The 26583-nt window shown below is 71.8% G+C and carries 26 protein-coding genes; 19 read left to right on the top strand and 7 right to left on the bottom strand.

What is annotated here, in order from left to right; all coding sequences use genetic code 11:
• Window positions 1-2: 2 nt before the first annotated feature.
• Genes sufC through ACICHK_RS11145 form a run of 4 tightly spaced genes read left to right on the top strand, consistent with a single transcriptional unit; the run spans window position 3 to window position 2911 of the window.
• Window positions 3-767: a Fe-S cluster assembly ATPase SufC gene (gene sufC / locus ACICHK_RS11160; protein WP_103551912.1), complete on the top strand. Its 765-nt coding sequence runs from the start codon at window positions 3-5 to the stop codon at window positions 765-767.
• Complete coding sequence (locus ACICHK_RS11155) at window positions 764-2020, top strand: cysteine desulfurase (protein WP_359020701.1); 1257 nt, start codon at window positions 764-766, stop codon at window positions 2018-2020. The genes sufC and ACICHK_RS11155 overlap by 4 nt, the downstream gene beginning before the upstream one ends.
• Window positions 2021-2036: 16 nt before the next feature.
• Window positions 2037-2501, top strand: a complete 465-nt coding sequence (gene sufU, locus ACICHK_RS11150) for a Fe-S cluster assembly sulfur transfer protein SufU (protein ID WP_151470345.1) — start codon at window positions 2037-2039, stop codon at window positions 2499-2501.
• Between the two features lie 50 nt (window positions 2502-2551).
• On the top strand, window positions 2552-2911 hold the full coding sequence (locus ACICHK_RS11145) for a metal-sulfur cluster assembly factor (protein WP_404818536.1): 360 nt from the start codon (window positions 2552-2554) through the stop codon (window positions 2909-2911).
• An 87-nt stretch (window positions 2912-2998) separates the two neighbouring features.
• Here ACICHK_RS11145 and ACICHK_RS11140 read toward each other — a convergent pair whose 3' ends face one another.
• The gene (locus tag ACICHK_RS11140) at window positions 2999-3946 is read right to left on the bottom strand and encodes an AbfB domain-containing protein (RefSeq protein ID WP_406836771.1); all 948 of its coding nucleotides are present in this window, start codon (window positions 3944-3946) and stop codon (window positions 2999-3001) included.
• Between the two features lie 591 nt (window positions 3947-4537).
• On the opposite strand from ACICHK_RS11140, the gene ACICHK_RS11135 reads away from it, so the two are divergent.
• On the top strand, window positions 4538-4903 hold the full coding sequence (locus tag ACICHK_RS11135) for a VOC family protein (protein ID WP_406836770.1): 366 nt from the start codon (window positions 4538-4540) through the stop codon (window positions 4901-4903).
• A gap of 4 nt (window positions 4904-4907) precedes the next feature.
• Here the strand turns inward: ACICHK_RS11135 and ACICHK_RS11130 are convergent, their stop codons facing one another.
• Window positions 4908-6011 (bottom strand): hypothetical protein, encoded by a 1104-nt coding sequence (locus tag ACICHK_RS11130; RefSeq protein ID WP_406836769.1) that lies wholly within the window; start codon window positions 6009-6011, stop codon window positions 4908-4910.
• A 180-nt stretch (window positions 6012-6191) separates the two neighbouring features.
• Here ACICHK_RS11130 and ACICHK_RS11125 point away from each other — a divergent pair, with 180 nt between their 5' ends.
• The 4 genes from ACICHK_RS11125 (at window position 6192) to ACICHK_RS11110 (ending at window position 8948) form a co-directional block, all read left to right on the top strand.
• A complete protein-coding gene (locus ACICHK_RS11125) occupies window positions 6192-6512 on the top strand; it encodes a DMT family transporter (protein WP_406836768.1) in 321 nt (106 codons plus the stop codon).
• Between the two features lie 34 nt (window positions 6513-6546).
• Window positions 6547-7116 carry a TetR/AcrR family transcriptional regulator gene (locus tag ACICHK_RS11120; protein ID WP_151470350.1) on the top strand — a complete coding sequence of 190 codons (570 nt, stop codon included), beginning with the start codon at window positions 6547-6549 and terminating at the stop codon, window positions 7114-7116.
• A 140-nt stretch (window positions 7117-7256) separates the two neighbouring features.
• Complete coding sequence (gene dapD, locus ACICHK_RS11115) at window positions 7257-8258, top strand: 2,3,4,5-tetrahydropyridine-2,6-dicarboxylate N-succinyltransferase (RefSeq protein WP_151470351.1); 1002 nt, start codon at window positions 7257-7259, stop codon at window positions 8256-8258.
• A gap of 312 nt (window positions 8259-8570) precedes the next feature.
• Window positions 8571-8948, top strand: coding sequence for a hypothetical protein (locus ACICHK_RS11110; protein WP_406836767.1), 378 nt, complete (start codon window positions 8571-8573; stop codon window positions 8946-8948).
• Between the two features lies 1 nt (window position 8949).
• Here the strand turns inward: ACICHK_RS11110 and ACICHK_RS11105 are convergent, their stop codons facing one another.
• Window positions 8950-9453 (bottom strand): hypothetical protein, encoded by a 504-nt coding sequence (locus ACICHK_RS11105; RefSeq protein ID WP_406836766.1) that lies wholly within the window; start codon window positions 9451-9453, stop codon window positions 8950-8952.
• 147 nt (window positions 9454-9600) lie between these two features.
• On the opposite strand from ACICHK_RS11105, the gene ACICHK_RS11100 reads away from it, so the two are divergent.
• Both ACICHK_RS11100 and ACICHK_RS11095 read left to right on the top strand, forming a co-directional pair.
• On the top strand, window positions 9601-10170 hold the full coding sequence (locus ACICHK_RS11100; RefSeq protein ID WP_151470354.1) for a SigE family RNA polymerase sigma factor: 570 nt from the start codon (window positions 9601-9603) through the stop codon (window positions 10168-10170).
• Window positions 10167-11405: a WD40 repeat domain-containing protein gene (locus ACICHK_RS11095; protein ID WP_406836765.1), complete on the top strand. Its 1239-nt coding sequence runs from the start codon at window positions 10167-10169 to the stop codon at window positions 11403-11405. Before ACICHK_RS11100 ends, ACICHK_RS11095 begins: the two co-directional genes overlap by 4 nt.
• Window positions 11406-11424: 19 nt before the next feature.
• Here the strand turns inward: ACICHK_RS11095 and dapA are convergent, their stop codons facing one another.
• Window positions 11425-12339, bottom strand: coding sequence for a 4-hydroxy-tetrahydrodipicolinate synthase (gene dapA, locus ACICHK_RS11090; RefSeq protein ID WP_406836764.1), 915 nt, complete (start codon window positions 12337-12339; stop codon window positions 11425-11427).
• A gap of 174 nt (window positions 12340-12513) precedes the next feature.
• Between dapA and ACICHK_RS11085 the strand changes: the two genes are divergently transcribed.
• Together ACICHK_RS11085 and ACICHK_RS11080 are read left to right on the top strand one after the other, a co-directional pair.
• Window positions 12514-12648, top strand: a complete 135-nt coding sequence (locus ACICHK_RS11085) for a hypothetical protein (protein WP_263974369.1) — start codon at window positions 12514-12516, stop codon at window positions 12646-12648.
• On the top strand, window positions 12645-13328 hold the full coding sequence (locus ACICHK_RS11080) for a hypothetical protein (protein ID WP_406836763.1): 684 nt from the start codon (window positions 12645-12647) through the stop codon (window positions 13326-13328). The genes ACICHK_RS11085 and ACICHK_RS11080 overlap by 4 nt, the downstream gene beginning before the upstream one ends.
• A gap of 95 nt (window positions 13329-13423) precedes the next feature.
• Here ACICHK_RS11080 and ACICHK_RS11075 read toward each other — a convergent pair whose 3' ends face one another.
• Entirely contained in the window at window positions 13424-14560 is a 1137-nt protein-coding gene (locus ACICHK_RS11075) for a YihY/virulence factor BrkB family protein (RefSeq protein ID WP_406836762.1), read from the bottom strand.
• Window positions 14561-14772: 212 nt separating this feature from the next.
• On the opposite strand from ACICHK_RS11075, the gene ACICHK_RS11070 reads away from it, so the two are divergent.
• Both ACICHK_RS11070 and ACICHK_RS11065 read left to right on the top strand, forming a co-directional pair.
• Window positions 14773-15435 (top strand): ArsR/SmtB family transcription factor, encoded by a 663-nt coding sequence (locus tag ACICHK_RS11070; RefSeq protein WP_406836761.1) that lies wholly within the window; start codon window positions 14773-14775, stop codon window positions 15433-15435.
• Between the two features lie 19 nt (window positions 15436-15454).
• On the top strand, window positions 15455-16186 hold the full coding sequence (locus ACICHK_RS11065) for an SRPBCC domain-containing protein (RefSeq protein ID WP_406836760.1): 732 nt from the start codon (window positions 15455-15457) through the stop codon (window positions 16184-16186).
• A gap of 108 nt (window positions 16187-16294) precedes the next feature.
• Here ACICHK_RS11065 and ACICHK_RS11060 read toward each other — a convergent pair whose 3' ends face one another.
• Window positions 16295-18121 carry an endonuclease/exonuclease/phosphatase family protein gene (locus ACICHK_RS11060; protein ID WP_406836759.1) on the bottom strand — a complete coding sequence of 609 codons (1827 nt, stop codon included), beginning with the start codon at window positions 18119-18121 and terminating at the stop codon, window positions 16295-16297.
• A 498-nt stretch (window positions 18122-18619) separates the two neighbouring features.
• On the opposite strand from ACICHK_RS11060, the gene ACICHK_RS11055 reads away from it, so the two are divergent.
• The 3 genes from ACICHK_RS11055 (at window position 18620) to ACICHK_RS11045 (ending at window position 24095) form a co-directional block, all read left to right on the top strand.
• Window positions 18620-20044, top strand: coding sequence for a hypothetical protein (locus tag ACICHK_RS11055; protein WP_406836758.1), 1425 nt, complete (start codon window positions 18620-18622; stop codon window positions 20042-20044).
• A 466-nt stretch (window positions 20045-20510) separates the two neighbouring features.
• The gene (locus ACICHK_RS11050; protein WP_406836757.1) at window positions 20511-21968 is read left to right on the top strand and encodes an alkaline phosphatase PhoX; all 1458 of its coding nucleotides are present in this window, start codon (window positions 20511-20513) and stop codon (window positions 21966-21968) included.
• A 537-nt stretch (window positions 21969-22505) separates the two neighbouring features.
• Window positions 22506-24095 (top strand): TROVE domain-containing protein, encoded by a 1590-nt coding sequence (locus tag ACICHK_RS11045; protein ID WP_406836756.1) that lies wholly within the window; start codon window positions 22506-22508, stop codon window positions 24093-24095.
• 91 nt (window positions 24096-24186) lie between these two features.
• Here the strand turns inward: ACICHK_RS11045 and ACICHK_RS11040 are convergent, their stop codons facing one another.
• Window positions 24187-25635 carry an MFS transporter gene (locus tag ACICHK_RS11040; RefSeq protein WP_406836755.1) on the bottom strand — a complete coding sequence of 483 codons (1449 nt, stop codon included), beginning with the start codon at window positions 25633-25635 and terminating at the stop codon, window positions 24187-24189.
• 136 nt (window positions 25636-25771) lie between these two features.
• Here ACICHK_RS11040 and ACICHK_RS11035 point away from each other — a divergent pair, with 136 nt between their 5' ends.
• Window positions 25772-26338 (top strand): TetR/AcrR family transcriptional regulator, encoded by a 567-nt coding sequence (locus tag ACICHK_RS11035; RefSeq protein WP_406836754.1) that lies wholly within the window; start codon window positions 25772-25774, stop codon window positions 26336-26338.
• Window positions 26339-26583: the final 245 nt, after the last annotated feature.

Below are 26583 nucleotides of genomic sequence, written 5' to 3'. Positions count from 1 at the left end.
CCATGGCAACGCTTGAAATCCACGACCTGCACGTCACCGTCGAGGCCGACAACGCCACGAAGGAGATCCTCAAGGGCGTCGACCTGACCGTGAAGCAGGGCGAGACGCACGCCATCATGGGCCCCAACGGCTCCGGCAAGTCGACCCTCGCCTACTCGCTCGCGGGCCACCCGAAGTACACGGTCACCGGCGGCACCGTCACCCTCGACGGCGAGGACGTCCTGGAGATGTCCGTCGACGAGCGCGCCCGCGCGGGCCTGTTCCTCGCGATGCAGTACCCGGTCGAGATCCCCGGCGTCTCGGTCTCCAACTTCCTGCGCACCTCCGCCACCGCCGTCCGCGGCGAGGCCCCCAAGCTGCGCACCTGGGTGAAGGAGGTCAAGGAGACCATGGAGCGCCTCTCCATGGACCCCTCCTTCGCCGAGCGCAACGTCAACGAGGGCTTCTCCGGCGGTGAGAAGAAGCGCCACGAGATCCTCCAGCTGGAGCTGCTCAAGCCGAAGATGGCGATTCTCGACGAGACCGACTCCGGCCTGGACGTCGACGCCCTGCGCATCGTCTCCGAGGGTGTCAACCGCGTCCGCGAGACCGGTGAGGTGGGCACCCTGCTCATCACCCACTACACGCGCATCCTGCGCTACATCAAGCCCGACTTCGTCCACGTCTTCTCGGGCGGCCGCATCGTCGAGTCCGGTGGCGCCGAGCTCGCCGACAAGCTGGAGAACGAGGGCTACGAGGCTTACACGAAGGGTGGCGTATCCGCGTGACGCAGCTGCCGGGCCTCCTCGACACCGAGGCGATCCGCAAGGACTTCCCCATCCTGGACCGCCAGGTCCACGACGGCAAGAAGATCGTGTACCTGGACAACGCGGCGACCTCGCAGAAGCCGCGCCAGGTGCTGGACGCCCTGAGCGAGTACTACGAGCGCTACAACGCCAACGTCCACCGCGGTGTGCATGTGCTCGCCGAGGAGGCCACGGCACTGTACGAGGGCGCGCGTGACAAGATCGCCGCGTTCATCAACGCTCCGAGCCGCGACGAGGTGATCTTCACCAAGAACGCCTCCGAGTCGCTCAACCTCGTGGCCAACATGCTCGGCTGGGCCGAGGAGCCCTACCGGGTCGACCACGAGACCGAGATCGTCATCACCGAGATGGAGCACCACTCCAACATCGTTCCGTGGCAGCTGCTCTCGCAGCGCACCGGCGCGAAGCTGAAGTGGTTCGGCCTCACCGACGACGGCCGTCTCGACCTGTCGAACATCGACGAGATCATCACGGAGAAGACGAAGATCGTCTCCTTCGTGCTGGTGTCGAACATCCTGGGCACCGTGAACCCGGTCGAGGCGATAGTGCGCCGCGCCCAGGAGGTCGGCGCCCTGGTTCTGATCGACGCGTCCCAGGCCGCGCCGCACATGCCGCTCGACGTGCAGGCCCTCCAGGCCGACTTCGTGGCCTTCACCGGCCACAAGATGTGCGGCCCGACGGGCATCGGCGTCCTGTGGGGCCGCCAGGAACTCCTGGAGGACCTCCCGCCGTTCCTCGGCGGCGGCGAGATGATCGAGACCGTGTCGATGCACTCGTCGACCTACGCCCCGGCGCCGCACAAGTTCGAGGCGGGCACGCCCCCGATCGCGCAGGCGGTCGGTCTTGGCGCGGCGATCGACTACCTGTCCTCGATCGGCATGGACAAGATCCTCGCCCACGAGCACGCGCTCACCGAGTACGCGGTGAAGCGGCTCGCGGAGGTCCCCGACCTGAGGATCATCGGCCCCACCACGGCCGAGGACCGCGGCGCGGCGATCTCGTTCACGCTGGGCGACATCCACCCGCACGACGTGGGCCAGGTCCTCGACGAGCAGGGCATCGCGGTCCGCGTCGGCCACCACTGCGCGCGGCCCGTCTGCCTCCGCTACGGAATTCCTGCGACCACGCGAGCGTCGTTCTACCTGTACTCCACGCCGTCCGAGATCGACGCTCTGGTCGACGGCCTGGAGCACGTACGGAACTTCTTCGGCTGAGGGGCTGGCTGGGAACGTGAAGCTGGATTCGATGTACCAGGAAGTCATCCTGGACCACTACAAGCACCCGCACGGGCGCGGTCTGAGGGACGGCGACGCCGAGGTGCACCACGTCAATCCCACGTGCGGTGACGAGATCACCCTGCGCGTGAAGTACGACGGCGAGCGGATCGAGGACATCTCGTACGAGGGCCAGGGCTGCTCGATCAGCCAGGCCTCCGCCTCCGTACTGAACGACCTCCTGGTCGGCAAGGACGTGTCCGACGCGCAGAAGATCCAGGAGACCTTCCTGGAACTGATGCAGTCCAAGGGCCGGATCGAGCCCGACGACGCGATGGAGGAGGTGCTGGAGGACGCGGTCGCGTTCGCCGGTGTCTCCAAGTACCCGGCCCGGGTCAAGTGCGCCCTCCTGAGCTGGATGGCGTGGAAGGACGCGACGGCCCAGGCTCTGGGCGAGAGCGCCGAGAGGAAGACGGCATGAGCGAGAACACTGTGACATCGGACGAGACCGCCGTGACGTCGGACGAGTCCGTGGTCGCGGCGGCCGGCACCGCCGCGGCGGGCGAGGGCCTGACGTCGAAGCCGGCCTCGGAGGAAGAGGTCCGCGAGGCGCTCTACGACGTCGTGGACCCCGAGCTGGGCATCGACGTCGTCAACCTCGGCCTCATCTACGGCATCCACATCGACGACGCGAACATCGCGACGATCGACATGACCCTGACGTCCGCGGCCTGTCCGCTCACCGACGTCATCGAGGACCAGGCCAAGTCCGCCACGGACGGCCTCGTCAACGAACTGCGCATCAACTGGGTCTGGATGCCGCCGTGGGGCCCGGACAAGATCACGGACGACGGCCGTGAGCAGCTCCGGGCGCTCGGGTTCAACGTCTGATTCCCGGAGCTCCGGCTTCCGGACGACACGACGGGGCGGCACCTTCGGGTGCCGCCCCGTCGTGTCGTCCCTGGGGACGTCCTGGGCTCAGGCCCAGCCCCGCACCAGGCGGAACGCCGAGTCCTCCCCGTAGAGCCTGTCGCGCTCGTAACGCCCGAGGACGAGCTGGAAGTTGCGGTGGCGCAGGAAGCGGCCGGGGTAGTTGACCGCCTCCAGCATGACGGCGCCCGAGCGGGGGGAGGTCCGGGGGCAGAAGGTGGCGTCCTCCCGGAAGAGGGCGGAGCCGTCGTCGCGGTCGGCGCGCAGCACGAAGTCGCGGTGGCGCAGGTAGGAGCCGTCGACGGTGGTGAAGGAGTAGCAGGAGGACTTCGCCAGTCCCGGAACCACCTTGAAGCTGGCGGCCCGCCGGGTCGTGGCCGAGCTGGACGAGCCGACCGGGTCGAGCCGGACCTGACCGCCGCTCACATGCCAGTAGCGGTCCGGGTAGTTGACCGCCTGGACCGACTTCAGCCCCGAGGCCTCCCGGGACGCGGACGGGGTGGGCGTCGGCTTCCCGGGGGCGGTGGGGCCCTCGGAGGCCTTGTCGGACGGACCCGGTGACACGGACTCCCGTGACGTGGCGTCCGGTGAGGCCGAGAGCGAACTCCCCGGGGAGGAGAGGGCGTTCTTGCCCGCCGGGGCCGTGGTCGTTCCCGCGGGAGCGGCGGGGCCGCCGAGGAGGAAGGGGTTCGCCGTGTCGGAGACGGTCCTGTTGCCCGCCTCGCGTGACAACGCGTCAGAACGGCTCGTCTGTACGGAGAGCACGGCTGCGACGGCCACGGTGACGGCGATCGCGAGTCCGCCGGCCAGCCAGAGGCGTCGCGTTCCCGGCAGTCTGCCCTCGTCGTCGGCCCCGATCGGCTCCCAGGGCCGGGACGTCGGAACGAGGTCGGTCGACACCGGGTAGGGCGCGCCGTGCGGGGTGGGGTGCCAGGGCGCGATCTCCCTGGAGGGGATGGACCCGTCGGGACCGGATCCGGGCGTCACTTCTGGCATGCGCGTTCCTAAACGGGGGACGGTCGAGCGCGTGAGGGGGTGAAGCGAGAGCGGAGGGTGTGCGCGGCACGCGGAGCGGGGCGGTCATGGAGGCCCGGTGCGCGGCTGGTGAAACAGTAGTGGAAACGGTGACTACTGAGCAGTCGTTCACCGCACCGATGCAGGTATTTACGTGCGGCGCTTTTTGGACAATCGCCCACAGAGACGGGGGAGTTGGGCGGGGTGGAGACCCGGCCGGGCGAGGGGTGGCGGGCGACCGGGGGTGAGGGCCCCACGAGGGGTGTGCGGATCTGTGCGCCCGGCGGCACGCGCTTCCGCCGCCGGTGCGCGCGTGCTGGTGTGTCTGGGAGCGGCGCTTCCGTCGACGGGGGCGCGTACCGGTGTGCTTGGGAGCGGCGCTTCCGTCGCCCGGGGGGCGTGCTTGCCGGGGTGTGGGCGCACAGGTGTGCCCGAGGGCGGTGCTTCCGTCGTCAGGGATGCGCCTGCCGGATGCGCGCACCCGTGTGCCCGGGTGAGGTGCTTCCGCCGCCGGTGCGCGCGTACCGGTGTGCCTGTTGGCGGAGCCTTTGTCGCCGGGGGAGACTGCCGTTCATGGCCGTCTCCTTCTATCAACTGACCATCGACGCCCACGACCTGTCGGCGCTCGCCCGCTTCTGGTGCCGGGTCCTCGACTGGCGGGTGCTGTTCGAGGACGAGAACGAGATCGTCATCGGCTCGGACGCGCACGCACTGCCCGGAATCTGCTTCGTGCCCGTGGGTGAGCGCAAGACCGCCAAGAACCGCCTCCACATCGACCTCACGCCGGACGACCAGGCCGCCGAGGTCGAGCGGATCCTCGCCCTCGGGGCGCGCCGGGCCGACGTGGGACAGGGCGAGGACGTCACCTGGACCGTCCTCGCCGATCCCGAGGGCAACGAGTTCTGCGTGCTGCGGCCGAAGAAGTCGCTGCTCGACTGAGCCGCTACGCGACCGGACCGGGCGTCCCCCCGACGGCGGACGCGCGGAACAGCACGTCCGCGAGGCCCTCCCGGCGGATGCGCTGGTCGATGTAGAGGAGGCTGGTCACCAGCGGCATGAACACCATGAAGAAGAGCTGGGCGACGGCACTGGCGATCACCGAGAGCACCAGGGTCGGTCCCATGTGGGGCAGCATCTGGACGTAGGCCTCCGACACGCTCACGGACGTTCCGGTCGAGGGGCTGTACGGCTGAGGGGTCGGCATGGCCAGCCGGAACGGCAGGTTCGTCACGAGGGAGACGATGAACGCGATCAGGCCTCCCAGCAGTGTGATGCCGAACGTGCGCCACCACGCGCCGCGCACCAGCCGCGCCGACCGGCGAAGGGCCGTCAGGGGGGACGCTCCCTCCAGCACCGCGGCGGCCGGGGCGAAGCTGAAGCGGACGAGAAGCCAGAGCGCCGGCGGCACCGAGAGCAGCAGGAGCAGGAAGGCGATGGCGGCCGGTATGAAGGGTTCGCCGTTCAGCACCAGGGCCAGCATCGCCGCGAAGATCATCAAGATGAACAGTGCCATCGGAACCGCGATGAACAGGCCCAGCAGCAGGGTCACCCCGAGGACGGACGGGGTGCGCGACCAGGCACGCCTCCAGACGGCGCCGAAGTGCGTCCGGCGGCCGAGGACGGCGTCGTGCAGGGTGGCCGCGGACGAGGCCTGGATGAAGGAGCCCGCCACCAGCGCCACCAGCATGCCCACGGCCCACGCGGAGCCGAACGCGATCAGGACCGCGCGCAGATCGGCCCCGTCGACGGACCGGGGCGCCGCGGTCATGCGCTGCAACCGGTCCTTCGTCGCGAGGTAGGCGAGTACTTCCAGACCGAGCGTCAGGGCCGCCAGGGCCAGGACGCCCGCGAGGGCGACCCCGAACAGCGGTTTCGCGTAACGGCGCATCGTGCCGAAGGCGCCGCCGAGGATGTGGTCCACGCCGAGCGGGGCCAGCGGGATCACGCCCGGCTTGGGCGGGGGCGGCGGCGTCCAGCCCCAGCCGCCCGGGGCACCCCAGTACGGTCCCGACGGCCCCGATGGTCCCCACCCAGAACTGTCCGACATGCCTCTCGCGCTCCTGTGTCGTCGGGGGTCTGTTCGATTCCGTCCCCTTGTGATCGCGAACGATATCCGCAGGGGCGGACGATGCCCACGGCATATACGGGATCCATGCACGTAACTCCGCGGACACCGGATGCGTACGCCCGTACGCATCCGGTGGGTTCCATGTGTACAGTCGTACGCATGGGATACGTGCTGCTCGCCGGCGCCATAGCGGCGGAGGTCGGGGCGACGACCGCGATGAAGTACACCGAGGGCTTCAGCAGGCCCTGGCCGTCCCTGGTGACCGTCCTCGGATACGTCGTCGCCTTCGCGCTGCTGGCGCAGACCCTGAAGACCGTCTCGGTCGGCACGGCCTACGCGATCTGGGCCGGCGTCGGCACCGCCGCCATCGCCGTGATCGGCACGCTGTTCCTCGGGGAGGGACTCACGCCGGCGAAGGCCGCCGGGATCCTGCTGATCATCGGCGGGGTCGTCCTGCTGAACCTGGGCGGGGCGCACTGATGTCCGGGCCCGGCGCCGCGGACGGCGGACCGTGATGGCGCGGCGGTACGACCCCGGGCGGCGGCAGCGGATCATCGACGCGGCGATCCGCGTCGTCGGCGCCAAGGGCATCGCCGGGCTCAGCCATCGCTCCGTCGCGGCCGAGGCCGATGTGCCGCTCGGCTCCACCACGTACCACTTCAAGACCCTCGACGACCTGATGGTCGCGGCCCTGCGCCAGACGAACGAGGGCTTCGCCGAGGTGCTCGCCGCGCGCGGAACCCTGGAGGACGCGCGCGCGGACCTGGCCGCCGAACTCGCCGGACTGATGGGCGAATGGATGGCCGGCGACCGTACGGGCGTGGAGCTGGAGTACGAGCTCTACCTCGCCGCCCTGCGCAGGCCCGCGCTGCGCCCGGTGGCCGCGGAGTGGATCGACAGCCTCGTCGAGCCGCTGACCCGCCGCACGGATCCGGTCACCGCGCGGGCGCTCGTCGCCCTGCTGGACGGGATCTGTCTCCAGGTGCTGCTGACGGGGACGTCGTACGACGAGGGGTACGCGCGGGAGGTGTTGGACCGGGTCCTCCGGTGCGGCGGGAGGACGGGAGACGGTCCGGCGGGCTGACCGGAGACGGAGACGGAGACGGAGGCGGCGGGGCGGTCCGGCGGGGCGAGGGGAGACGGTCCGTCGGCCGGACGCCCGGTCACCGAGACGGACCGCGCACCGGTTCGCCCGCGCGGCCCCCGTCAAGTTAGGTTGCACCCATGACCGACACGACTGCTTCTCGTACCACCGGCGCCGTCGCCGCCGGGCTCGCCACCCTCACCGCCGACGGCACCGTTCTCGACACCTGGTTCCCCGCGCCCGAACTGTCCGTCGCGACCGCCGAGGGCCCCGGCCCGTCCGGCACCGAGCGGCTGTCCGCCGAGCGGGCCGTCGAACTGCTCGGCGAGGGAGCCGCGCAGGCCATCGGCCCGGACGCCCGCCGGGGCGTCGAGGTGGTCGCGGTCCGTACGGTCATCGCGTCGCTGGACGACAAGCCGCTCGACGCGCACGACGCGTACCTGCGCCTCCACCTCCTCTCGCACCGCCTGGTCAAGCCACACGGCCAGAACCTGGACGGCCTGTTCGGGCTGCTCACCAATGTCGCCTGGACCTCGCTCGGCCCGGTCGCCGTCGACGACGTCGAGAAGGTCCGGCTGAACGCGCGCGCCGCCGGCCTGCACCTCCAGGTGACCTCCGTCGACAAGTTCCCGCGCATGACGGACTACGTCGCGCCCAAGGGCGTCCGCATCGCCGACGCCGACCGGGTCCGCCTCGGCGCGCACCTCGCCGAGGGCACGACCGTCATGCACGAGGGCTTCGTGAACTTCAACGCGGGCACGCTCGGCACCTCCATGGTCGAGGGCCGCATCTCCGCCGGTGTCGTCGTCGGCGACGGTTCCGACATCGGCGGCGGCGCGTCCACCATGGGCACCCTCTCGGGCGGCGGCAACGTCCGCATCACCATCGGCGAGCGCTGCCTCGTCGGCGCGGAGGCGGGCGTCGGCATCGCCCTCGGCGACGAGTGCGTGGTCGAGGCCGGGCTGTACGTCACCGCGGGCACGCGCGTGACGATGCCCGACGGCGACATCGTCAAGGCCCGCGAGCTGTCCGGGGCCTCGAACATCCTCTTCCGCCGCAACTCGGTCACCGGAACCGTCGAGGCCCGCCCGAACAACGCGGTCTGGGGCGGCCTGAACGAGATCCTGCACAGCCACAACTGACCTCCGGCGGCCGTGCATCGCGGCCGTCCGCCCGATCGACGCCTCGACCTGCCGCCGAACCGGCGGCAGGTTCCGGCGCCGGTCGGTGCCGAGCGCCCTTCCACGGTCCCAGGACGGCCCGGGAGGGCGCTCGCGTGTTTCCGGACCGTCCCGGAGCCGTGGAAGAGCGCGGTGCTCCCGGGGCCACCCCTGGCCGAGGGGGCGACTACGCTCCGCCGTGCGGTGAGCCAGGTGCCGGAAGGTCCTCACCCGGAACCCGCGTCGTCCGTCGACAACCCCACGGGACAGCGCGTTCGCGGGCAGGATGGCCTCATGACAAAACTGCCCGCGCGGCCGGTCCGTCGTGTCTCCTCCGGTTCAGTGCTGTCGTTGTGGTCGCAGGACTCCGTGCTGTCGATCGGCTCGGTGGGATCGGTGCTGTCCGTGGGGTCCGTCGGTTCGGCCTTGTCCGTCGGCTCGATCGGAAGTGCCCTGTCGGTCGGTTCGATCGGTTCCGCCCTGTCGCTGATCTCGACCGGGTCGTGGCTGAGCACGGGATCGCTGTTCTCCGCGCAGTCCCGGTGGTCGGTGCTGTCCTGGCGTTCCTCCGACGGCTTCCTGGCCGCGGGAGCGGTGGGGGCGGCGGCCGGAGGCGCCCTGCTGCTGGCCCGGACGCTCCGCGAGGCCGGAACCGGCCGGCCTCGCCTCTAGGCTAGGCGTCCAGGTCCGCCGCGAACTCCGCCAGGGCCTCGAAGTCGGGCTCGCGCAGGCCGAGGCGGGGGTCGACGTGCCGCAGCAGCGCGGGCGCCGGATGGCGGGCGGCGACGAACACCTCGTCGGCCGGGCTCTGTTCGTCGTCCACCCAGGCGAACGGGCGGCCGCCGGCGTGGGCCACGATGCGCTCCGTCTTCCAGTGGACACCGTCGGGGCGCTCGGCGAAGAAGGCGCCGGTGAAGTCGACCCAGGGCAGTTCGGGCAGGCCGATCACGGGCGCGATCCAGCGATTGGCGGAGTCCATCCAGGTGGTGGCCCAGCACAGGTCGTAGCCGAGGGCGAGGAGGGCGCGGCCGTGGCCGGGGTGGAGCCAGACGCGCAGCGGCCGGCCGGGCTCCAGGGCCACCCGGATCGTGGTGTACCCCGCGGGCCGGCGCTCCCTCTGGGCCGCGTACGGATTCAGCGGGCCGTCGACGTCGAGGAACAGCAGCGGTCGGCTCATCGGGTCACCGTAGAGGACGCCCGTGGCGGGGGCGGGCGAATATTTTCGGCCCGGTTCGTACCGGGAGGCATAGCGGGGCGCGGCGGCGCGCGTCACCAGGGGCACAGGGGTGGGTCGCAAGGGGCCGCCGGGGACGAGAAGGTGACGATGGATGCCGAAGCACAGGAGACCTTCCGGGACTTCGTGGCGAACAGGTCGTCCGCGCTGCTGAGGACGGCGGTGCTGCTCAGCGGGGGAGACCGGCACGCCGCCGAGGACCTGCTGCAGAACGCGTTGGTCAGGGCGGCGGGCCGCTGGAACAGGATCGACGAACCCGAGGCGTACGTACGTCGGATCCTGTACCGGCAGCAGGTGAGCCGCTGGAGGCTGAAGTGGCGCCGTCGGGAACTGAGCGTCGCCGAACCGCCCGAGGCGTCCGGCCCCGCGGTCCCCGGCACGGACTCCTCGGCGGCCGCCGAACTGCGGGTCGTCATGCGGGGCGCGCTGGCCCGGCTCACCGCGAGGCAGCGCACCGTGCTCGTGCTGCGCTACTTCGAGGACCTGCCCGAGGCCGAGGTGGCCCGGCTCCTCGGCTGCTCCGTCGGAACCGTGCGCTCCACGGCCCATCGCTCGCTCGCCCGGCTGCGGGCACTCGCCCCCGAACTGGCCGCGCTCGGCCCGGGTCACGAGACGCGGCCGCCGTCCCGTGACTTCTCGCCCGTGGAGGTACACCGGTGAACGTCGAAGAACTCCTGCGCGACACCCTCCGGGAGCAGGCCGAGGACGGCCCGCACACCCCGTCGGGGTTCGCCGACCGTGTGCTCGCCGTCCGCCGGCGCCGGTGGACCCGGCGCATCACGTCCGCGGCGGTCGCCGTGGCCGCGGTGCTCACCGCCGCGATCGCGGTGCCGAGCCTGGACTCCGGCGGGCACGATGTGCAACCCTCGGGCGGGGTGGACCACGAGCCGACCGCCACGCACCCGGCGCCCTCGGCGCACCCGGCACAGTCACCGGTGCACTCGCTGGTCGCGGCCGGGAGAACGGCGATGGCCGCCTACTACACCAGCAAGACCGACTGGCAGAGCGTCCACGACGGCGTCCACCGGGGCATCAGGGTGCGCACGTACTGGCTGCTCGACCCGAAGTCCGGCCACTACAAGAAGGACCCCCGATGGTCGTGGGTCGCCGTGGCCCCCGGACTGCGGACCGCCGCCGTACTGGAGCGGCACCTGCCCGCGCGCCGGATCGGGCTGCTCGACCTCGCGAGCGGCAAGGTCGAGCGGTGGATCCCGGTCGACCACCCGGTGGGCGGGCTGGCGTTCTCGCACGACGGCACGAAACTCGTGGCGACGACGTACAGCGAGAATCCCGACAAGCGGATCAAGATGGACGACATCGACCGGATTCCCGTGTCGGTGGAGTCCTCCCGTACCGGCTTCTACGTCTTCGACGTGGCCTCGGGCAAGGGCTCCTGGGCCGACGTGGGGCTGCTCCGGGACGACCAGGGCAACAGCATCAACGCACGCCAGGACTTCGAGTTCTGCCGCGACGGGAGGACCGTCACGGGCCGGCAGCCGATCACGCCCGGCGATCGCTTCTACGACGTGTCCGGCCGGGAGGTGAGCGTGCCCGCCGCGGAGCGGTACCGCCCCTGGGGCGTCGCGGCCGGCCTTTCGCCGGACGGCACCCGGTTCGCCGGGGAGTTCGCGGGCGAGAAGTGGCACACCTCCTCGTGGGTCCTCGACCGGCGTACCGGCAAGCACGTGGCCGAGGTCCGTGGCCAGATGCTCCTCGCCTGGGCCGACGACAGGTCCCTGATCGCCTGGGACATCGCCGAGGGCGACAAGAACGAGTTCCACAACCGGCTGGTGCTGGTCACCGTCGGCAGCGACAAGGAGGTGCCGCTCAGCGGCTTCCTCAAGGGCACCGACGGCACGGTGGGGCGCTGGGAGCCCGTCTTCGCCGAGCGCTGAACCCCCGCGCGGTGGTCCGCTAGGCCACGGCGAATTCGTCCGTGACCCGCGCGAGCACCGCCCGCAGCCCGTCGGCCGCCTCCCGGCCGGCGGGCCGCAGCGGTGCCCGGACCGGGCCCGACGGCAGCCCGAGCGCGGTCAGCAGCGCCTTCGCGGTGACCGTGCCGGGCAGGCCCGCCGCCATCATCGCCTCGATCAGCGGCACGGTTCGTCGCATCAGCAGGGCCGCCCCCGCCGTGTCGCTCGCGTCGAACGCGTCGAGCACGGCCCGCATCGGTCCCGGCACGACGTTCGCCACCGTGCTGACGTATCCGGCGGCCCCCACCGCGTACAGGGCGAGCGCGTGCTCGTCGCAGCCCGCGTAGTACGCCAGATCCGTCAGCGCCAGTACCTTCTGGGCGCCGAGGAAGTCGTAGGAGCAGTCCTTCACGGCCACGACCCGGGGGTGCGCGGCGAGCCGGATCATCGTCTCCGGCTCGATGCGGGTGCCGGTGCGGCCGGGGATGTCGTAGAGCATGACCGGCAGTCCGGAGGCGTCCGCGACCTCGGTGAAGTGCGCCTCCAGCGCGTCCTGCGGCGGCTTCGAGTAGTACGGGGTGACGACGAGCACGCCGTCCGCGCCCGCCTCCCCGGCCGCCAGGGCGAGGTCGACCGTGTGCCGGGTGTCGGACGAGCCGACGCCCGTGACCAGGTGGACCCGGTCGCCGACCGCCTCGCGGACCGCGCGGACCAGCGCGGACTTCTCGGCGTCCGAGGTGGTCGGCGACTCGCCCGTGGTGCCGTTCAGCACCAGGCCGTCGCAGCCCTCGCGCACCAGGCGTCCGGCCAGGCGCAGGGCACCGTCGAGGTCGAGCGCGCCGGCCTCGGTGAACGGGGTGATCATCGCGCAGAGCGCCCGGCCGAAGGGTGCCGGAGACCGGTCGGAGTTCGTCATACGAGCAGTTTCGACGCGATGACCGTACAGCTCCACTTAAATCTTCTACGGGATATCGATAAGCGTTACTGAGACGTGTTGCCGGGGCATCGGTCCGAGGCCCTATGTCCCGTTCGGCCCCTCATGGGTCACCATGGGACGGAAGGTCACCGACCGCAGGTCATGGGAGGCGTCATGAGGCTCGGCAAGGCACTCGCCACCGGAGTCGCGGAGGAACAGGCTCACGCGCCCGAGGACACGCTCGAACTCCCCGAGACGATCGAGGAGCCGGAGGTGTCCGTGCCCGAAGAGGTTCCGGCCGGCCGATGAGGCTGAGGCTCCCCGAGGAACGCCCGACGGAGCCGCCGACCGGATACAAGATCGCCCACCCGGTGCTGTCCCAGGACGGCACCCGGGCCGGGTTCACCGGTGTATCGCTGGGCGGCGCGCTGCCGTACGGAGTGCTGGACGATGCGCGTTGTGTCTACGGGCGGCGGCACCGTGCCCCGCACCGCCGCTGCGACTGCGGCTTCCACTGCGTGCACGAGCGGGCCGTCGCCGAGGCGATGCTGTGCACCGCCGAACACCGGGCCGCCGTCCTCCTCGAAGTCTCCGTCCTCGGCGCCTACATCCGCTTCGAACGGGGTTTCCGCCACGCCTGCCAGCGGGTGCGTGTCGCCACCGTCGGCCCCTGCGGTTGCGGCACCGCGGCCGCGGCGCTGGCCGACGCGGGCTGGGGGCGTCCGGGCTGGCGCGCCCTGACGGCCGCCTGCGCGGAATGCGTACGCGGTCGTACGTCGCTCTCGCTCGCCTCCTTCGCGCGGCTGGCCGGTGAGGGCCTGCGGGTCCGGGCCTCCGGCGGGTCCGCGGCCGCCGCGAGCGGCCCCGTGCTCGCCGCGAACGGTCTCGGGGTGCCCGAACTGGCCGCGGAGGCGGCCCTGCTCCAGGCCCGGCTCGACTGGTTCCAGAGCCAGTTGGCCCGGTTGCGGGACCGGGGGGCGCAGGGATAGCGCGGCCCGGCCCGGGTGCACGCGCCCGCGTGGGCGAGGGGGCCGGGAGCGGCCGTGGTCCGGACACCCCGGCCCAGGGCGTCCCGGCCCTCGTGTCACGCCCGCCCGGCGCCGTCCCGGCGGGCGCTCCCGCCGGCCGGCGCGATCCCCGCCTCCACCTTCGCCCGCGCCGCGCGCAACGCCCGCAGGCGCGGGGGCCACTTGCGGGTGTCGCGCGGTTCGACGTAGGGCTCCTCGGTCGGGAGCCGGCCGTGGGCGATGGCGCGCTGGCGGGCCAGCTCCGCGTCGAACTCGAGGCCCAGCAGGATGGCCAGGTTGGTGAGCCAGAGCCACACGAGGAAGACGACGACGCCCGCGAGCGTGCCGTACGTCTTGTTGTACGAGCCGTAGCCGGCGACGTAGACGGCGAATCCCGCGGACGCGGCCAGCCAGATCAGGGTGGCGACGACGCTGCCCGGACTGAACCAGCGGAAGCCGCGGCCGGAGACGTTGGGGGCCGCCCAGTACAGCAGCGCGATCATCAGCTCGACGAACACCAGCAGGACGGGCCACTTGACGACCGACCACGCCGTGATCGCGGCGTCGGCCACCCCGATCGCGGTGCCCGCGCGTTCGGCCAGCGGCCCGGTGAACACCACGATGATCGCGCTGCCGGTGAGGAGCAGCATCAGCGTCACGGTGAGCGTCAGCCTCAGCGGTGTGACCTTCCAGACCGGACGGCCCTCCGGCAGGTCGAACACCGCGTTGGACGCCCGGATGAACGCGCCGACGTACCCGGACGCGGACCACAGCGCCGCGAACAGTCCGACGACCGCCAGCACCCCGCCCGTGCCGCCGCTGTGCCCCAGTTGCGTCACCGCGTCACGCAGGATGTCGCGCGCCGGACCCGGCGCCAGGTCCCCCACGTTGTCGAGGAGCCTGTTCGTGACGCGCTGCCCCATGACGCCCAGCAGGGAGACCACCACCAGCAGGGCGGGGAACAGCGACAGCACGCCGTAGTAGGTCAACGCCGCCGCCCGGTCGGCGAGTTCGTCGTCGCGGAACTCCTTGGCCGTGCGCCAGGCCACGGCCGCCCACGCTCGCGCGGACAGTCCGACGGGGCCGTCCTCCCCGGCCGTCCCCGCCGTCGTCGCGCCCGCGTCCGCCCCTGCCCCGGTGCCGTCGTGGCCGCTCGTGCCCGCGTCCGTGTCCGGAAGAGCCCGTGGCTTCGATTCCGGTCGCTTCTCGTCCATGACCGCCGTGTTGCCCGGATCGCGCCGCTGAAGCCCGTCGGGAGCCCCGGGACCGCTCCGGGACCGCTCCGGGACAGCTCCGGGGCCGCTCCGGGACCGTTCAGGGACGCCCGCCCGGTGGAGTCCCGGCCGCCCGGAGCGGCCGGCCCGCGCGACTCACCGAAGACTGGAATCGTCTGGACAAGAAAAGTTTTCGGTGAGAGGCTGGAGCCATGCTGGACGTGACCGTGATCGAGGACGCCGAAGCCGCCGCCGTGTCGCTGGACCCCGTACGGGCCCGGCTGCTCGCCGAACTGGCCGCCGGACCCGCGTCGGCCGCCATGCTGGCCGGCAAGGTCGGCCTGCCCCGGCAGAAGGTGAACTACCACCTCAAGACGCTGGAGCGGCACGGCCTGGTCGAGCTGGCGGGCGAGCGCCGCAAGGGCAACGTCACCGAGCGGCTGATGCGCGCGACCGCGGCGTCGTACGTCATCTCGCCACAGGCGCTGGCCGCCGTGCAGCCCGATCCCGACCGCTTCCGGGACCAGCTGTCCGCCCGCTGGCTCCTCGCGCTCGGCGCCCGGCTCGTCAGGGACGTCGGCTCCCTCCTCACCGGGGCCGCGAAGGCCCGCAAGCGGCTGGCGACGTACGCGCTCGACGGCGAGGTGACCTTCGCGTCGGCGGCCGACCGGGCCGCGTTCGTCGAGGAGCTGACGGCCGGGGTGAGCGCGCTCATCCGCAAGTACCACGACGGGGAGGCGGAGGGCGGGCGCCCGCACCGGATCGTCGTCGCCGTCCACCCCGAGGTCAGATCCGACGCCGGATCCGAAGCCGTGGAAGTCCCCACGGACCCCGAAGCCGTGGAAGCTCCCACGGACCCCGAAGCCACCCACTGATCATCCAGGAGTCGCCATCATGTCCAAGGAGTTCGAGGTCGCCCGCGAGTACGAGGTCGCCGTCCCGCCCGGCCAGGTGTGGGACGCGATCACCAGCGGCAGCGGCGGCTGGCTGTGGCCCATGGAGTACGAGCCCCGCGAGGGCGGGGCCGGCCCCTTCGGCAGCGTCATCACCACCTGGGACCCGCCGCACCGGCTGACCGTGCGCACCGAGGACGTCGGGTTCCCGACGCAGAGCCTCAATCAGATCGACCACACCATCGAGCCGCGTGACGGCGGCCGCGGCTCCTGGGTCCGCTACGTGCACAGCGGCATCTTCACCGACGACTGGGACAACCAGTACGACGGAGCCGACAAGCACACCGACTTCTATCTGCACACCCTGCGCGAGTACGTGACCCACTTCGCGGGCCGCCCGGTGGCCTTCGCCACCTTCGACGGGCCCGGCGCGTCCGCGTCCTCCGACGCCTTCGCGGCCGTCGGACCGGCCCTCGGCCTCGCGGACGACACCGCCGAGGGGGCACGGGTGAAGGCCGAGGGGCCCGGCGGCGAGCACTTCGACGCGGTGCTCGACTACCGCGACCCGTACTTCATCGGGCTGCGCACCGACAGCGCGCTCATCCGCTTCTTCGGGCGCGGCCGCTGGGGCGCGCCGGTCGGCATGAGCGTCCACGACTTCGCGCCCGGCGCGGACGCCAAGGGCAACGAGACCGCCTGGAAGGACTGGCTCGACGAGGTCTTCGCGGGCTGAGCCGAACACGGCCGGGAAGCCGCGCACCGCGAGCGGCTGCGGACTCCCGGGCAGGCGGAGAGCCCGGCCCCCCGGACGACGGGGCCGGGCTCTCGCGCACCGCGGCGACTACGGACGGAACCGCAGCACCTGCGGGTCGTGGTCGCTGATCTGGTCGGAGAACTCCGAGTTGATGTGCACGCTGTCGTACTCCAGGTCACAGCCCTTGCGGATCGAGGGGCTGACCAGGATCTGGTCGAGGACCTGGGCGTTGCCCTGGTAGTCGTACGTGTAACGCTGGCTCTTGGGAAGCGACTTGATCGCCGACCAGAGCTCGCCGTCGCCCTCCAGGATCTTGGCGGTCTCGGAGAACTCGAAGTCGTTCATGTCGCCGAGCGCGATGACGTCGGCGTTCTTCTGCGTCTTCAGGATCTCGTCGACGAACGCGTTCACCACGGTCGCCTGGGCGTGCCGCTGGACCTCGGAGCTGCGCGTCGGCGGCTGGTACTGCGAGGTCAGCCCCTGGTCACCGCCCTTGGAGTTGAGGTGGTTGGCGATCACGAAGACCGTGTGGCCGCGGAAGACGAACTCGCCCGCGAGCGGCTTGCGGCTGCTCTTCCAGGCCGTGTTCGCCGGGTCGATGCGGCCGGGGGAGGCGGTGAGCTGCGCCTTGCCGCGCACCTTCGTGACACCGACGGCGGTCGTCGAGTCGCCGCCCGCGCGGTCGGTGAACGAGACCCGCGCGGGGTTGAAGAGGAAGACCTGGCGGATGTTGCCGCCGGGCTCGCCGCCGTCCTGGTCGTTGACCGGGTCGATGGAGCGCCAGTCGTACTTCGGGCCGCCCGCCGCGACGATCGCGTCGATCAGCTTGTTCACCGTCTGGTCGGCGGCGACCGTGCCGTCGTCCGTCGCACCGTTGTTGTCCTGGATCTCCTCCAGGGACACGATGTCGGGCGAGCTCAGGTTGTTCACGATCGCGGACGCGTGCGCGGCGAACGTGGCGTCGCCCGGGTCCAGGTTCTCGACGTTGTACGTCGCCACGGCCAGCTCGCCGCGCGCCTGCTTGCGCGTGGTCTCGCGCTCCAGGCCGCCCTTCTGGAGGGTGCCGAGCTGGTTCGCGACCAGGGTGTAGCCGCCGAACTGGTTGTAGTCGAGCGGCCCCGCCGTGACACCGGTGAGCTTGTCGCCGACGTTCGCGGTCGGGAAGTCGGCGGTCGCGCCGAGGGACTGGATCTGTATGCGTCCCGTGTTCTGCGAGGTGTACGAGCCGTACACCGTGCCGCCGCGGCGGGTGGCGTTCTCGTGCGGCTTCACCGTGACCCACAGCTCGGTGTAGGGGTCGGTGGCGGTGACCACGCGGGTGTCGGCGACCTGGACGTTCATGCCCTCGAGGGACTCGTAGTGGTCCAGGGCGTACTGCGCCGGCTGCAGGGTGAGGGCGTTGACCGAACCGCCCGCGGCGGTGTCGCCGGCCGGGGCGTAGTCGTCCGGCACGGACTTGGCGTCGACGACCGTCGCGGCCGGGACGGGGTTGCCGCTGGAGACGACGGTGACCGTCGGCTTGGTGACCTCGGTGACCGACTGGTTGCCGGTGGAGGTGCCGCCCGGGACGTACTCCGAGACCGTGCCCGTCACCGTGACCGAGTCGCCGACGGCGGCCTTGGGGGCGGAGCTGGTGAAGACGAAGACGCCCTCACTGGTGGCGGGGTCGGCGTCCGGGGTGGGGTCCTGGTACCAGAAGCCCTTGGACGAACCGTACGTCCGCACGCCGGTGACGATGCCGGGCACGTCGGTGACCTTCGTGCCCGCGAGGGGGGAGGTCCGGGTGGTGCCCTGGATGTCGTGGATGTGGACGGTGTCCGCCTGGGCCGGTGTGGTCAGTACGACGGCGGAGACGGTGGAACAGACCGCGGCGACGGTCAGCGCGCCGATGCGCGCGGTTCTCTTGCTCGGCAAGGGAATCCCTCCGGGGACGTTCGTGAGCGTCGGGACGAGGGTGGACTGGTGGGGGGAGCGCGACCTGCTTGCGGGCCAGTGACGCGCGTAGAAGGTGTGGGCCGTGCGGCCGTTGAACTTCTACGCGCGTCAATCTCGTGTGTGACGGGGGGAGTTGTCAAGGTTTCGACGGTGTACGAGACCTGTCGGATACGTGAACCGGGCGGCATGGGTGGAAATCCGTCTAGGCTGAGCAGTTGGCACGGATCTCCCGGGCCGCCTCCGGGTTCGCGGGCCCGTCGGCGTCCGGCGGGCTCCGGTGCCCGCCGCGACCGGCGGTGCGCGTCACCGTCCGGCGCGACTCCGGGCGGAAGTCCCGCTCGAACCGCTTGAGACGTTCGGACCGTTCGGACCGTACGGATCACTCGGGTCGTAGGGATCGCCCGGGCCGTTCGAACCGTTTGCCCGCCCGTCCTGCCCGTCCCGCTCATCGTGGTCGTCCGGAGGAGAACCCAGCCGATGTCAGACAGCTCTTCCCTGCCGCCCGTGCGGCTGCACCCCGAGGCGCAGCTGGCGAGGGACGCGCTCACCGCGCCACTGCTCTCCCGCGCCGCACGGCTGGCCCGCTGGGCAGGCCCCGCCACCCGTGTCGGAGCCGGGGGCGAGCTCGTCGAGGAACAGCTTTCCGAGGCGGCCGGCGTCCTCGGCCTGTCCGGCGACGACGCGGCCGCCCTCGCCGACGAGGCCTGGCGGGTGGCCGTCGACACCGGTCTCGTCGAGGTCGTGGACGAGGAGAAGGGCACCGTCACCACGGGCGAGGATCTCGCCCTGCTCACCTCCGGAGCCCCGCAGGACGTCCTCGGCGTCTGGCTCGGCGCGCTCGACGTCGTCCTGGCCGACGCGAGCGCGCCCGACCTCGGCGACCTCGTCGGCGCCATGGGCGAGGAAGGCGAGATCGACCTCTCCTCGCTGGACTGGGACCCGGAGGCCGAGGCCGAGTTCCTCGACGGGGTGCTCGGCAACCTGTACCTGCTGACCGTCGGCGAGGACGCGCTCGGCGAGGTGTCGGTGCCGCTGCCCGCGCTCGCCGCCTCGATGATCCTGCCCGACGGCATGGGAGAGCCCACCAACGACGTCCTGGAGCAGGTCTCGGACGCCATGATGCGGCTCGACGACCAGTTCCGGCTGCTGGAGCCCATCGGCCTCGTCGCCTTCCAGCCGGTCGACGAGGCCCTGATGGCGGACGCGGTGGAGGAACCCGCCCCCGCCGACGACATGGACGTGTCGAAGTACGGCGTGGTGCGCCTGACGCCCCTCGGTCTGTACGGACTGCGCGCCCGGCTGATCGAGGCGGGCTTCTCCGCCCCCGCGGTGGGCGAGCTGACCGACAAGGGCGCGGACACGCTGCTGGACGGCACGGCCGGCTTCCCCCCGACCGCCGCGCAGGCCGAGATCGAACAGTGGCTCGCCCGGCGTGAACCGCTGTCCGCGGCGCAGGAGTTGCTCTCCGCGGCGCGCGGCGCGGACGCGGGCGCCCCGCTGCGCCGCCTGCACTGCCAGCAGGCTCTCGCGCTGGTCGGCGCGGAGGCCGAGCCCGCACTGCGCGAGGTGCTCGACGACGCCGAGCTGGGCGGTCTCGCCCGGGTCTGGCTCTCCGAGCACGACGTGCCCGACGTGCCCCCGCCGTCCGAGGCGATGGTCTTCTGGCTGACCATCGACACGGTGGCGGCGCAGCTCGCCGCCGAAGGGAACTCCGCGGAGCTCCAGGCCCTGGTCGAGGGCCTGGCCCGGCAGCACAGCGGCTTCTTCGACACCGCCTGGCGGGTCGGGCACCCCGCCACTCCGGACGTCCTGGAGGCCATGGGGCGCCTGCACCCCGACAAGAAGGTCGCCAAGGAGGCCCGCAAGGCGGCGTTCAAGGCCCGGTCGCAGCAGGGGGTGTGAACGCGCCGGGCCGGTGCGGTTTCCCGGGCGCCGGGTGACGCGTCCGGTGCGGTGGTCCCGGGCGGGACGCCAGGGGGTGTCCCGCCCCGGTGCGGGGGTGCCGGGACGGCCGTGATCCGGGTTCCGGGTCCCCGTGCCCCGGGTGCAGTGACACCTGGGCCTCGCGGCGCGGGTCGTCGTGACCCGAGTTCCGTGACGCTCGTGCCCCGTGTGCCCCAGGTGCCGTGACCCGGGGGCCCGGTGTTCCGCCCGGGTGCCGGGGCCCCGGTCGTGGTCGTCGGGTGGGCTGTTTTGCGGAGCGGATCGTTCCCCTGGGCCGGTCGAGTGGATTCACGCAAGCTGGACCCCGGAAGACGGCGCGCGTTCAACTGGTGTTCAAGAGAGGGCGGGACGGTGTGGCCGCAAACCGAGGCCGCCCCCCCCGCCCCTTACGGCACTCCGAGTCCACCGTCACAGGAGACAACACATGTCGCTCTCTCGCAGGGACTTCGCCCGGCAGTCCGCGATCACCGGCGCGGGCGTGGTCCTCGTCGGCAGCGTGGGCGCCCTCGCCACCGCGCCCAACGCGCTCGCCGCCACGGAGACGGAGGTCGAGGGCGCGGCCGGGGAGTCGGCCGAGGCCCGGCACGGTGGCGTCGGCTACGGTCCGCTCGTCACCGACCCGAAGGGCCTCCTCTCGCTGCCCGCCGGGTTCTCCTACCGCGTCATCACCTACAGCGGCCGCACCAAGCTGGAATCGGGCGAGTTCACACCGTCCAACCACGACGGCACCTCCACGTTCGAGGGCCCGCGCGGTGCCACCCTCCTGGTCAACAACCACGAGCTCAAGGGCCCCCGCTCCGGCTGGGCCCACCCCGTGCCGCTCACCGAGGGACTCGTCTACGACCCGGCCGCGTCCGGCGGCTGCACGGTCGTCGAAGTGCGCCGCGACAAGGTCGCCGAGTGGGTCGGCATCGCCGGCACCTCCACCAACTGCGCGGGCGGCAAAACTCCTTGGGGCACCTGGCTCACCTGCGAGGAGACCGAGGACAAGGCCGGCCAGAACGGCATGACCAAGGACCACGGCTACGTCTTCGAGGTCGACCCCCAGGACCGCCGCCGCAACAAGAACCCCAAGCCCGTCAAGGCACTGGGCCGTTACGCCCACGAGGCCGTCGTCGTCGACCCCAAGCGGGGCCGGCTCTACCTCACCGAGGACGCCTCGGGCCCCAACGGCCTGCTGTACCGCTGGACGCCCCCGCAGGGCTTCGAGCACGGCCACGGACGGCTCGCCACCCTGGCCGACGACGCCGGAGCGCTCCAGGCCTTCAAGTGCTTCGACTCCGGCGGCAAGTTCGTCGACGACCTCTCCCGGGCCACCAGGATCGGCACGGTGTACGGCGTGGACTGGGTCGACGTCCCCGACCGCGACGCCAAGAGCGTCTCCGTCCGCAAGCAGTTCACCGACGGCCAGGTCACCCGTGCCCGCAAGCTCGAAGGCATGTGGTGGGGCGACGGCGGCGTCTACATCGTCTCCTCCTACGCCCGCGCCGAGAGCCCCGGCCAGGCCCACGACGGAGCGGTCTGGTTCTACGACCCCAAGCGCCGCACCCTGACGCTGAAGGTCCTCATCGGCGTGAACCCCGACCCGTCCGTCGACGGCGCCTTCGACGGGCCGGACAACATCACCGTCTCCCCGTACGGCGGCCTCGTCATCGCCGAGGACGGCGAGGGCGTCCAGCACCTGTTCGGCGCCACCGAGAGCGGTCGCACGTACCCGATCGCCCGCAACGAGCTCAACATCGGCACCGCCGAGGCGCCGGAGTACAGCGAGTTCACCGGCGTCACCTTCTCGCCCGACGGCCGGACCCTCTTCGCCAACATCCAGGACCCGGGCATCATGCTCGCCATCACCGGCCCCTGGAAGCGGCAGAAGCGCGGCTGAATCCCCGCCGCCTCCCCGGGAATCCCCGCCGCTTCCCCGGGAATTAAATCGCTCGCCGGGTTCGCGGCCGCCCTCCTACAGTGGTGCACGTCCAGGTGCGAAGGCAGGACCTACTTCCACTGTTAATGGGGCGGTCGCGGGTTCGAGTCCCGCCACCGGTACAACGCGCCGGTGTAGCTCAGGGGATAGAGCACCTACGTCGGTTCCGCCGATCTCGATCTCTGGACACCACAACTTCATGCACCTCCCGGTGCGCGGGCCGCGGCTACTTCTCTCCCAAAGAATCCACGCCGCAGCCGAACTGATCTCGGGAGGCGCAGCTCATGGTGGGTGCCCGGTGCGCAGGCAGCGGATACTTCGGGAACTGGTGGGGTCACGACCTCGTGCGGGTTCGAATCCCGTCATCGACCTCGGGTCGGTGTGGCGGAAACGGAAGACGCGCCAGTTTATAAGCGACCGTAGCCGACCCCTGATCTCGGGCACCCTCCATTTGCTGTGCCTCCCTCCGAAACCCATCCGAATTCGGGGGAATTCACCATGGCGCGCTTCAACAACAAGGCGGCGAAGGCACAGCCCACCTCCCGCGTGACGTCCACCGGCCGTGTGCTGCGCACGCACCAGGGCGGCCTGGGCCGCGAGCGCGACGCCCGCTCCGAGCTCTTCCTGCTCGCGGTCGCCAACTTCGTCTCGCAGCAGACCTTCTACGAGTCCGGCGAGGCCCGCGACGACCGGTTCGCCGCGCTCGTGCGCGAACTCGCCGTCACCGACCCGGTCTGGACCGCCGGCCTGCTGGGCTGGCTGCGCGGCGAGGGCAACCTGCGCACGGCCTCGCTCGTGGGCGCCGCCGAGTACGTGAAGGCACGCCTGGACGCGGGCGCCACCGACGGTCCGGCCAACCGGCAGGTCATCGCCTCCGTGCTGCGCCGTCCGGACGAGCCGGGCGAGCTGCTCGCCTACTGGACCTCCCGGTACGGCCGCACCCTGCCCAAGCCCGTCAAGCGGGGCGTCGCCGACGCCGTACGGCGCCTCTACAACGGCAAGTCGCTGCTGAAGTACGACACCGCGTCCAAGGGATACCGCTTCGGCGACATCCTCAACCTGGTGCACGCGGCGCCGGACCCGGACAAGCCCTGGCAGGGCGACCTGTTCCAGTACGCGCTGGACCGGCGCCACAACCCGGACACGGCCGTCGTGCCCAAGTCGCTGCCCGTGCTCGTCGCCCACCGCGACCTGATGGCCCTGCGGCCCGCCAAGCGGCGCAAGGTCGTGACCGGGGCGCAGGGCGCGCAGCGCCTGGCGGACGCGGGGATGACCTGGGAGACGCTGGCGGGCTGGCTGCAGGGACCGATGGACAAGGAGGCCTGGGAGGCCGTCATTCCGTCCATGGGAGCCATGGCGCTCGTCCGCAACCTGCGCAACTTCGACAAGGCGGGCGTCAGCGACGAGGTGGCGGCACAGGTCGCGGCGAAGATCAGCGACCCGGTGGAGGTCGCGCGCTCGCGGCAGTTCCCGTTCCGCTACCTCGCGGCCTACCAGCACGCGCCGTCGCTGCGCTGGTCGTACCCGCTGGAGCAGGCGCTCGGCCACTCGCTGGCCAACGTGCCCGCGCTGCCCGGCCGGACCCTGGTGCTCGTGGACCGTTCGGGCTCGATGTTCTACTCGCGGCTGTCGGAGCGCTCCGAGCTCAACCGGGCCGACGCGGCGGCGATCTTCGGTACGGCGCTCGCGCTGCGGGCGGCGGACGCGGACCTCGTCGAGTTCGGCACCACCAGCAAGCGGGTGGAGTTCAGCGCGGGCGAGTCCGTGCTCAAGGTCATCGGACGGTTCGGCGACCTGGGCGGCACCAACACGACCGAGGCGGTCCGCAAGCACTACAGGAAGCACGACCGGGTCCTCATCGTCACCGACGAGCAGGCCGCGTACAGCCAGTACGGCGACCCGACCGAGCAGGTGCCGGCGCACGTCCCGGTCTACACGTGGAACCTCGCCGGCCACAGCGTGGGCCACGGCCCGTCGGGCAAGGGGAACCGCCACACGTTCGGCGGGCTCTCGGACGCGGCTTTCCGGATGGTGCCGCTCCTGGAGAACGCGCGGGACGCGGACTGGCCGTGGGCGCAGGCTGGTTGAGGGTTGAGGGTTGAGGGTTGAGGGCTTGGGCGCGGTCCGTACTTCGGTACGGGCCGCGCCGCTTCGTGTACCGGGGTGGCGAGAGGTCTTTTCAGGCGTCGCGGTCACGTGCGGTGCCCGTGATCACGAACGCCGACAGCACCAGCGCGGACAGGGCGATCAGGGAGCCGGCGCCGAACGCGCGGGCCGAGCCCTCGGTGAGGATCTCCGTGGGTGAGCCGTGGGCGTGCCGGGTCGCCGTGCCGAAGACGGTGACCAGGACGGAGAGCCCGAGGGTGCCGCCGAGCCACTGGAGGGTCTGGAGGAGTCCGGAGGCGGATCCCGCCTCACGCGGTTCGATACCCGCGAGGATGGTGGCGTTCAGCGGCATGAAGCTCAGGCCCACGCCCAGCCCCATCACCAGCAGCGGGCCGAGCAGGCCGGAGAGATAGCCGTCGCCGGGCTCCAGCCGCCACAGCCAGCCGCCCGCGACGGTGATCAGGGACATTCCGGTGAGCAGCACGGGCTTGGTGCCGAACCGCCGGAGCAGCCGTGGCACGAAGCGCACGGTCGTGAACATCAGCAGGGTCATCGGGAGGAAGGCGAGACCGGCGCGCAACGGGCTGTATCCCAGGGCCTGCTGGCCGACCAGAGTGAGGAAGTAGAACACGCCGAACATGCCCGCGGGCAGCAGCAGGACACCGGCGTAGCCCCCCGCCCGGTCGCGGCTCGCGAAGAGGCGCAGCGGCATGACGGGCTGCTCCGCGCGCGCCTCCACCAGGACGAAGCCGGTGAGCAGGGCGGCGGCCGCGCCGAAGGCCGTCATCGCCCGGGTGTCGCTCCAGCCCTCCTCCGAGACCCGGATGAACGCGTAGACCAGTGAGGACGTGCCCGCTGTGCCGGTGAGGGCGCCGGTCGCGTCGAAACGGCCCGCGTGGCGCGGGGTCTCGGTGACGAAGCGGGGGAGGGCGGCGGCGACCACGACGCCGATCGGCACGTTGATCAGCAGGGACCAGCGCCAGGACGCCCACGACGTGAGCATGCCGCCGAGGACCAGACCGACCGACGCGCCGATCCCGGCCATCGAGGAGTAGACGCCGAGGGCGTGGTGGCGGCGGGGGCCCTCGGGGAAGCTGGTGGTGATGAGGGCGAGGGTGCTGGGGGCGATGAGCGCGGCGCCCACGCCCTGGAGCGCGCGGGCCGCGAGCAGCCAGGAGCCCTCGGCGGCGAGGCCGCCGAGCAGGGAGGCGGCGGCGAAGAGGAGGGCTCCCGCGGTCAGGGTGCGACGGCGGCCCGCGATGTCGCCGATCCGGCCGCCGAGCAGGAGCAGGCCGCCGAACGCGAGCGTGTACGTGTTGAGGACCCAGGACAGGCCGGTGGGGGTGAAGCCGAGGTCGCGCTGGATGTCGGGCAGCGCGACGTTGACGACGGTGGAGTCGACTCCCACCATCAGGTAGGCGGTCACGATGACGAGCAGGGTGGCGGCCGTGGTCGGGCCGGCCGCGTCAAGTCGGGCCGGACGTAAGGTGGTTGACGATGTGCCGGTGGACGGCGTGGGCATGGAGTGCTCCTGGTCTGGCGTCCCCGGTACGGTGCGGGTGGGCAGCGCGGACTGCCCGCCGAGATAAGCGGGGACTGTCTCCGTTTGGCTCTCGCCAAGATACGGAGAGGGTCCCCGGTTCGCAAGGAGTATCTGAATGGCCCAGGTCAAGCCGATGCGGGCGGATGCGCGGCGGAACTACGAGCGGCTCCTTGCGGAGGCGGCGGTCGCGTTCGCCGAACACGGGGAAGGCGCGTCCCTGGACGACATCGCCAAGCGGGCCGGTGTGGGGTCCGGGACGCTGTACCGGCACTTCCCCACCCGGCAGGCGCTGCTGGAGGCCGTCTACGTGGACGCCATCGAGGCGATCGCCGTGCGCGCGGACGAACTCGCGGCGGAGCTGCCGCCGGGCGAGGCCCTCGTGGAATGGCTGAACGAGCTCGCCGCGGGGATGATCCAGGTCCGTGGGCTGAAGGCGCTGCTCGGGTCGGCCGTGGCGGACGGGAGCTCCGAGGTGCTGGCCCGGTGCGGTTCCTCCGTGAAGGCGGCGGCGGAGCGGCTGGTCGGGGCGGCTCAGCGGGAGGGGACCCTGCGCGGTGATCTGGAGCCGATCGAGGTGCTGCGGCTGGCGCACGGGGTGGCTTCGGCGTCGGAGCTGGGCGGTGGGGACGGGGCGCACATCCGGCGGTATCTGGCGTTGATGACGGAGGGGTTGCGGGCGTAGCCCTCCGGGGGGTCACCAGGTTCGGTGCCGGTGCCGGTGCCGGTGCCGGTGCCGGTGCCGGTGCTGGTGCCGTCGCGGGTGCGGTGCCGGTTCGGTGGTGGGTCGGGGCCGTGCCGGTGCATCAGCCCGTCGCTGTCGGGTGAGGAGTGGGCGTCGGTGGCGACGGGCATCGATGTACCGGCACGGCCCCTTCCGCCGGATCCCGGCCGCGGGTGCGATGTGGTTGGGGCGCAGCCCCTCATCGG

The organism is Streptomyces sp. AHU1, from assembly GCF_045343905.1.
Classification (GTDB): Bacteria; Actinomycetota; Actinomycetes; order Streptomycetales; family Streptomycetaceae; genus Streptomyces; species Streptomyces triticiradicis.
The sequence above is the reverse complement of the archived record's forward strand: the minus strand, read 5'-3'. Positions and strand labels throughout refer to the sequence as shown.

Excerpts from the sequence above, each read along its gene's own strand:
- ACICHK_RS11045 (WP_406836756.1), top strand. The coding sequence starts at position 22,506 with ATGGCGCGCTTCAACAACAAGGCGGCGAAGGCACAGCCCACCTCCCGC.
- ACICHK_RS11085 (WP_263974369.1), top strand. The coding sequence starts at position 12,514 with ATGAGGCTCGGCAAGGCACTCGCCACCGGAGTCGCGGAGGAACAGGCT.
- ACICHK_RS11080 (WP_406836763.1), top strand. The coding sequence starts at position 12,645 with ATGAGGCTGAGGCTCCCCGAGGAACGCCCGACGGAGCCGCCGACCGGA.
- ACICHK_RS11105 (WP_406836766.1), bottom strand. The coding sequence starts at position 9,453 with ATGAGCCGACCGCTGCTGTTCCTCGACGTCGACGGCCCGCTGAATCCG.
- ACICHK_RS11135 (WP_406836770.1), top strand. The coding sequence starts at position 4,538 with ATGGCCGTCTCCTTCTATCAACTGACCATCGACGCCCACGACCTGTCG.
- ACICHK_RS11040 (WP_406836755.1), bottom strand. The coding sequence starts at position 25,635 with ATGCCCACGCCGTCCACCGGCACATCGTCAACCACCTTACGTCCGGCC.
- ACICHK_RS11130 (WP_406836769.1), bottom strand. The coding sequence starts at position 6,011 with ATGTCGGACAGTTCTGGGTGGGGACCATCGGGGCCGTCGGGACCGTAC.
- ACICHK_RS11075 (WP_406836762.1), bottom strand. The coding sequence starts at position 14,560 with ATGGACGAGAAGCGACCGGAATCGAAGCCACGGGCTCTTCCGGACACG.
- ACICHK_RS11070 (WP_406836761.1), top strand. The coding sequence starts at position 14,773 with ATGCTGGACGTGACCGTGATCGAGGACGCCGAAGCCGCCGCCGTGTCG.
- ACICHK_RS11140 (WP_406836771.1), bottom strand. The coding sequence starts at position 3,946 with ATGCCAGAAGTGACGCCCGGATCCGGTCCCGACGGGTCCATCCCCTCC.
- dapD (WP_151470351.1), top strand. The coding sequence starts at position 7,257 with ATGACCGACACGACTGCTTCTCGTACCACCGGCGCCGTCGCCGCCGGG.
- sufC (WP_103551912.1), top strand. The coding sequence starts at position 3 with ATGGCAACGCTTGAAATCCACGACCTGCACGTCACCGTCGAGGCCGAC.
- ACICHK_RS11065 (WP_406836760.1), top strand. The coding sequence starts at position 15,455 with ATGTCCAAGGAGTTCGAGGTCGCCCGCGAGTACGAGGTCGCCGTCCCG.
- ACICHK_RS11050 (WP_406836757.1), top strand. The coding sequence starts at position 20,511 with ATGTCGCTCTCTCGCAGGGACTTCGCCCGGCAGTCCGCGATCACCGGC.
- ACICHK_RS11055 (WP_406836758.1), top strand. The coding sequence starts at position 18,620 with ATGTCAGACAGCTCTTCCCTGCCGCCCGTGCGGCTGCACCCCGAGGCG.
- ACICHK_RS11100 (WP_151470354.1), top strand. The coding sequence starts at position 9,601 with ATGGATGCCGAAGCACAGGAGACCTTCCGGGACTTCGTGGCGAACAGG.
- ACICHK_RS11125 (WP_406836768.1), top strand. The coding sequence starts at position 6,192 with ATGGGATACGTGCTGCTCGCCGGCGCCATAGCGGCGGAGGTCGGGGCG.
- dapA (WP_406836764.1), bottom strand. The coding sequence starts at position 12,339 with ATGACGAACTCCGACCGGTCTCCGGCACCCTTCGGCCGGGCGCTCTGC.
- ACICHK_RS11035 (WP_406836754.1), top strand. The coding sequence starts at position 25,772 with ATGGCCCAGGTCAAGCCGATGCGGGCGGATGCGCGGCGGAACTACGAG.
- ACICHK_RS11110 (WP_406836767.1), top strand. The coding sequence starts at position 8,571 with ATGACAAAACTGCCCGCGCGGCCGGTCCGTCGTGTCTCCTCCGGTTCA.
- ACICHK_RS11120 (WP_151470350.1), top strand. The coding sequence starts at position 6,547 with ATGGCGCGGCGGTACGACCCCGGGCGGCGGCAGCGGATCATCGACGCG.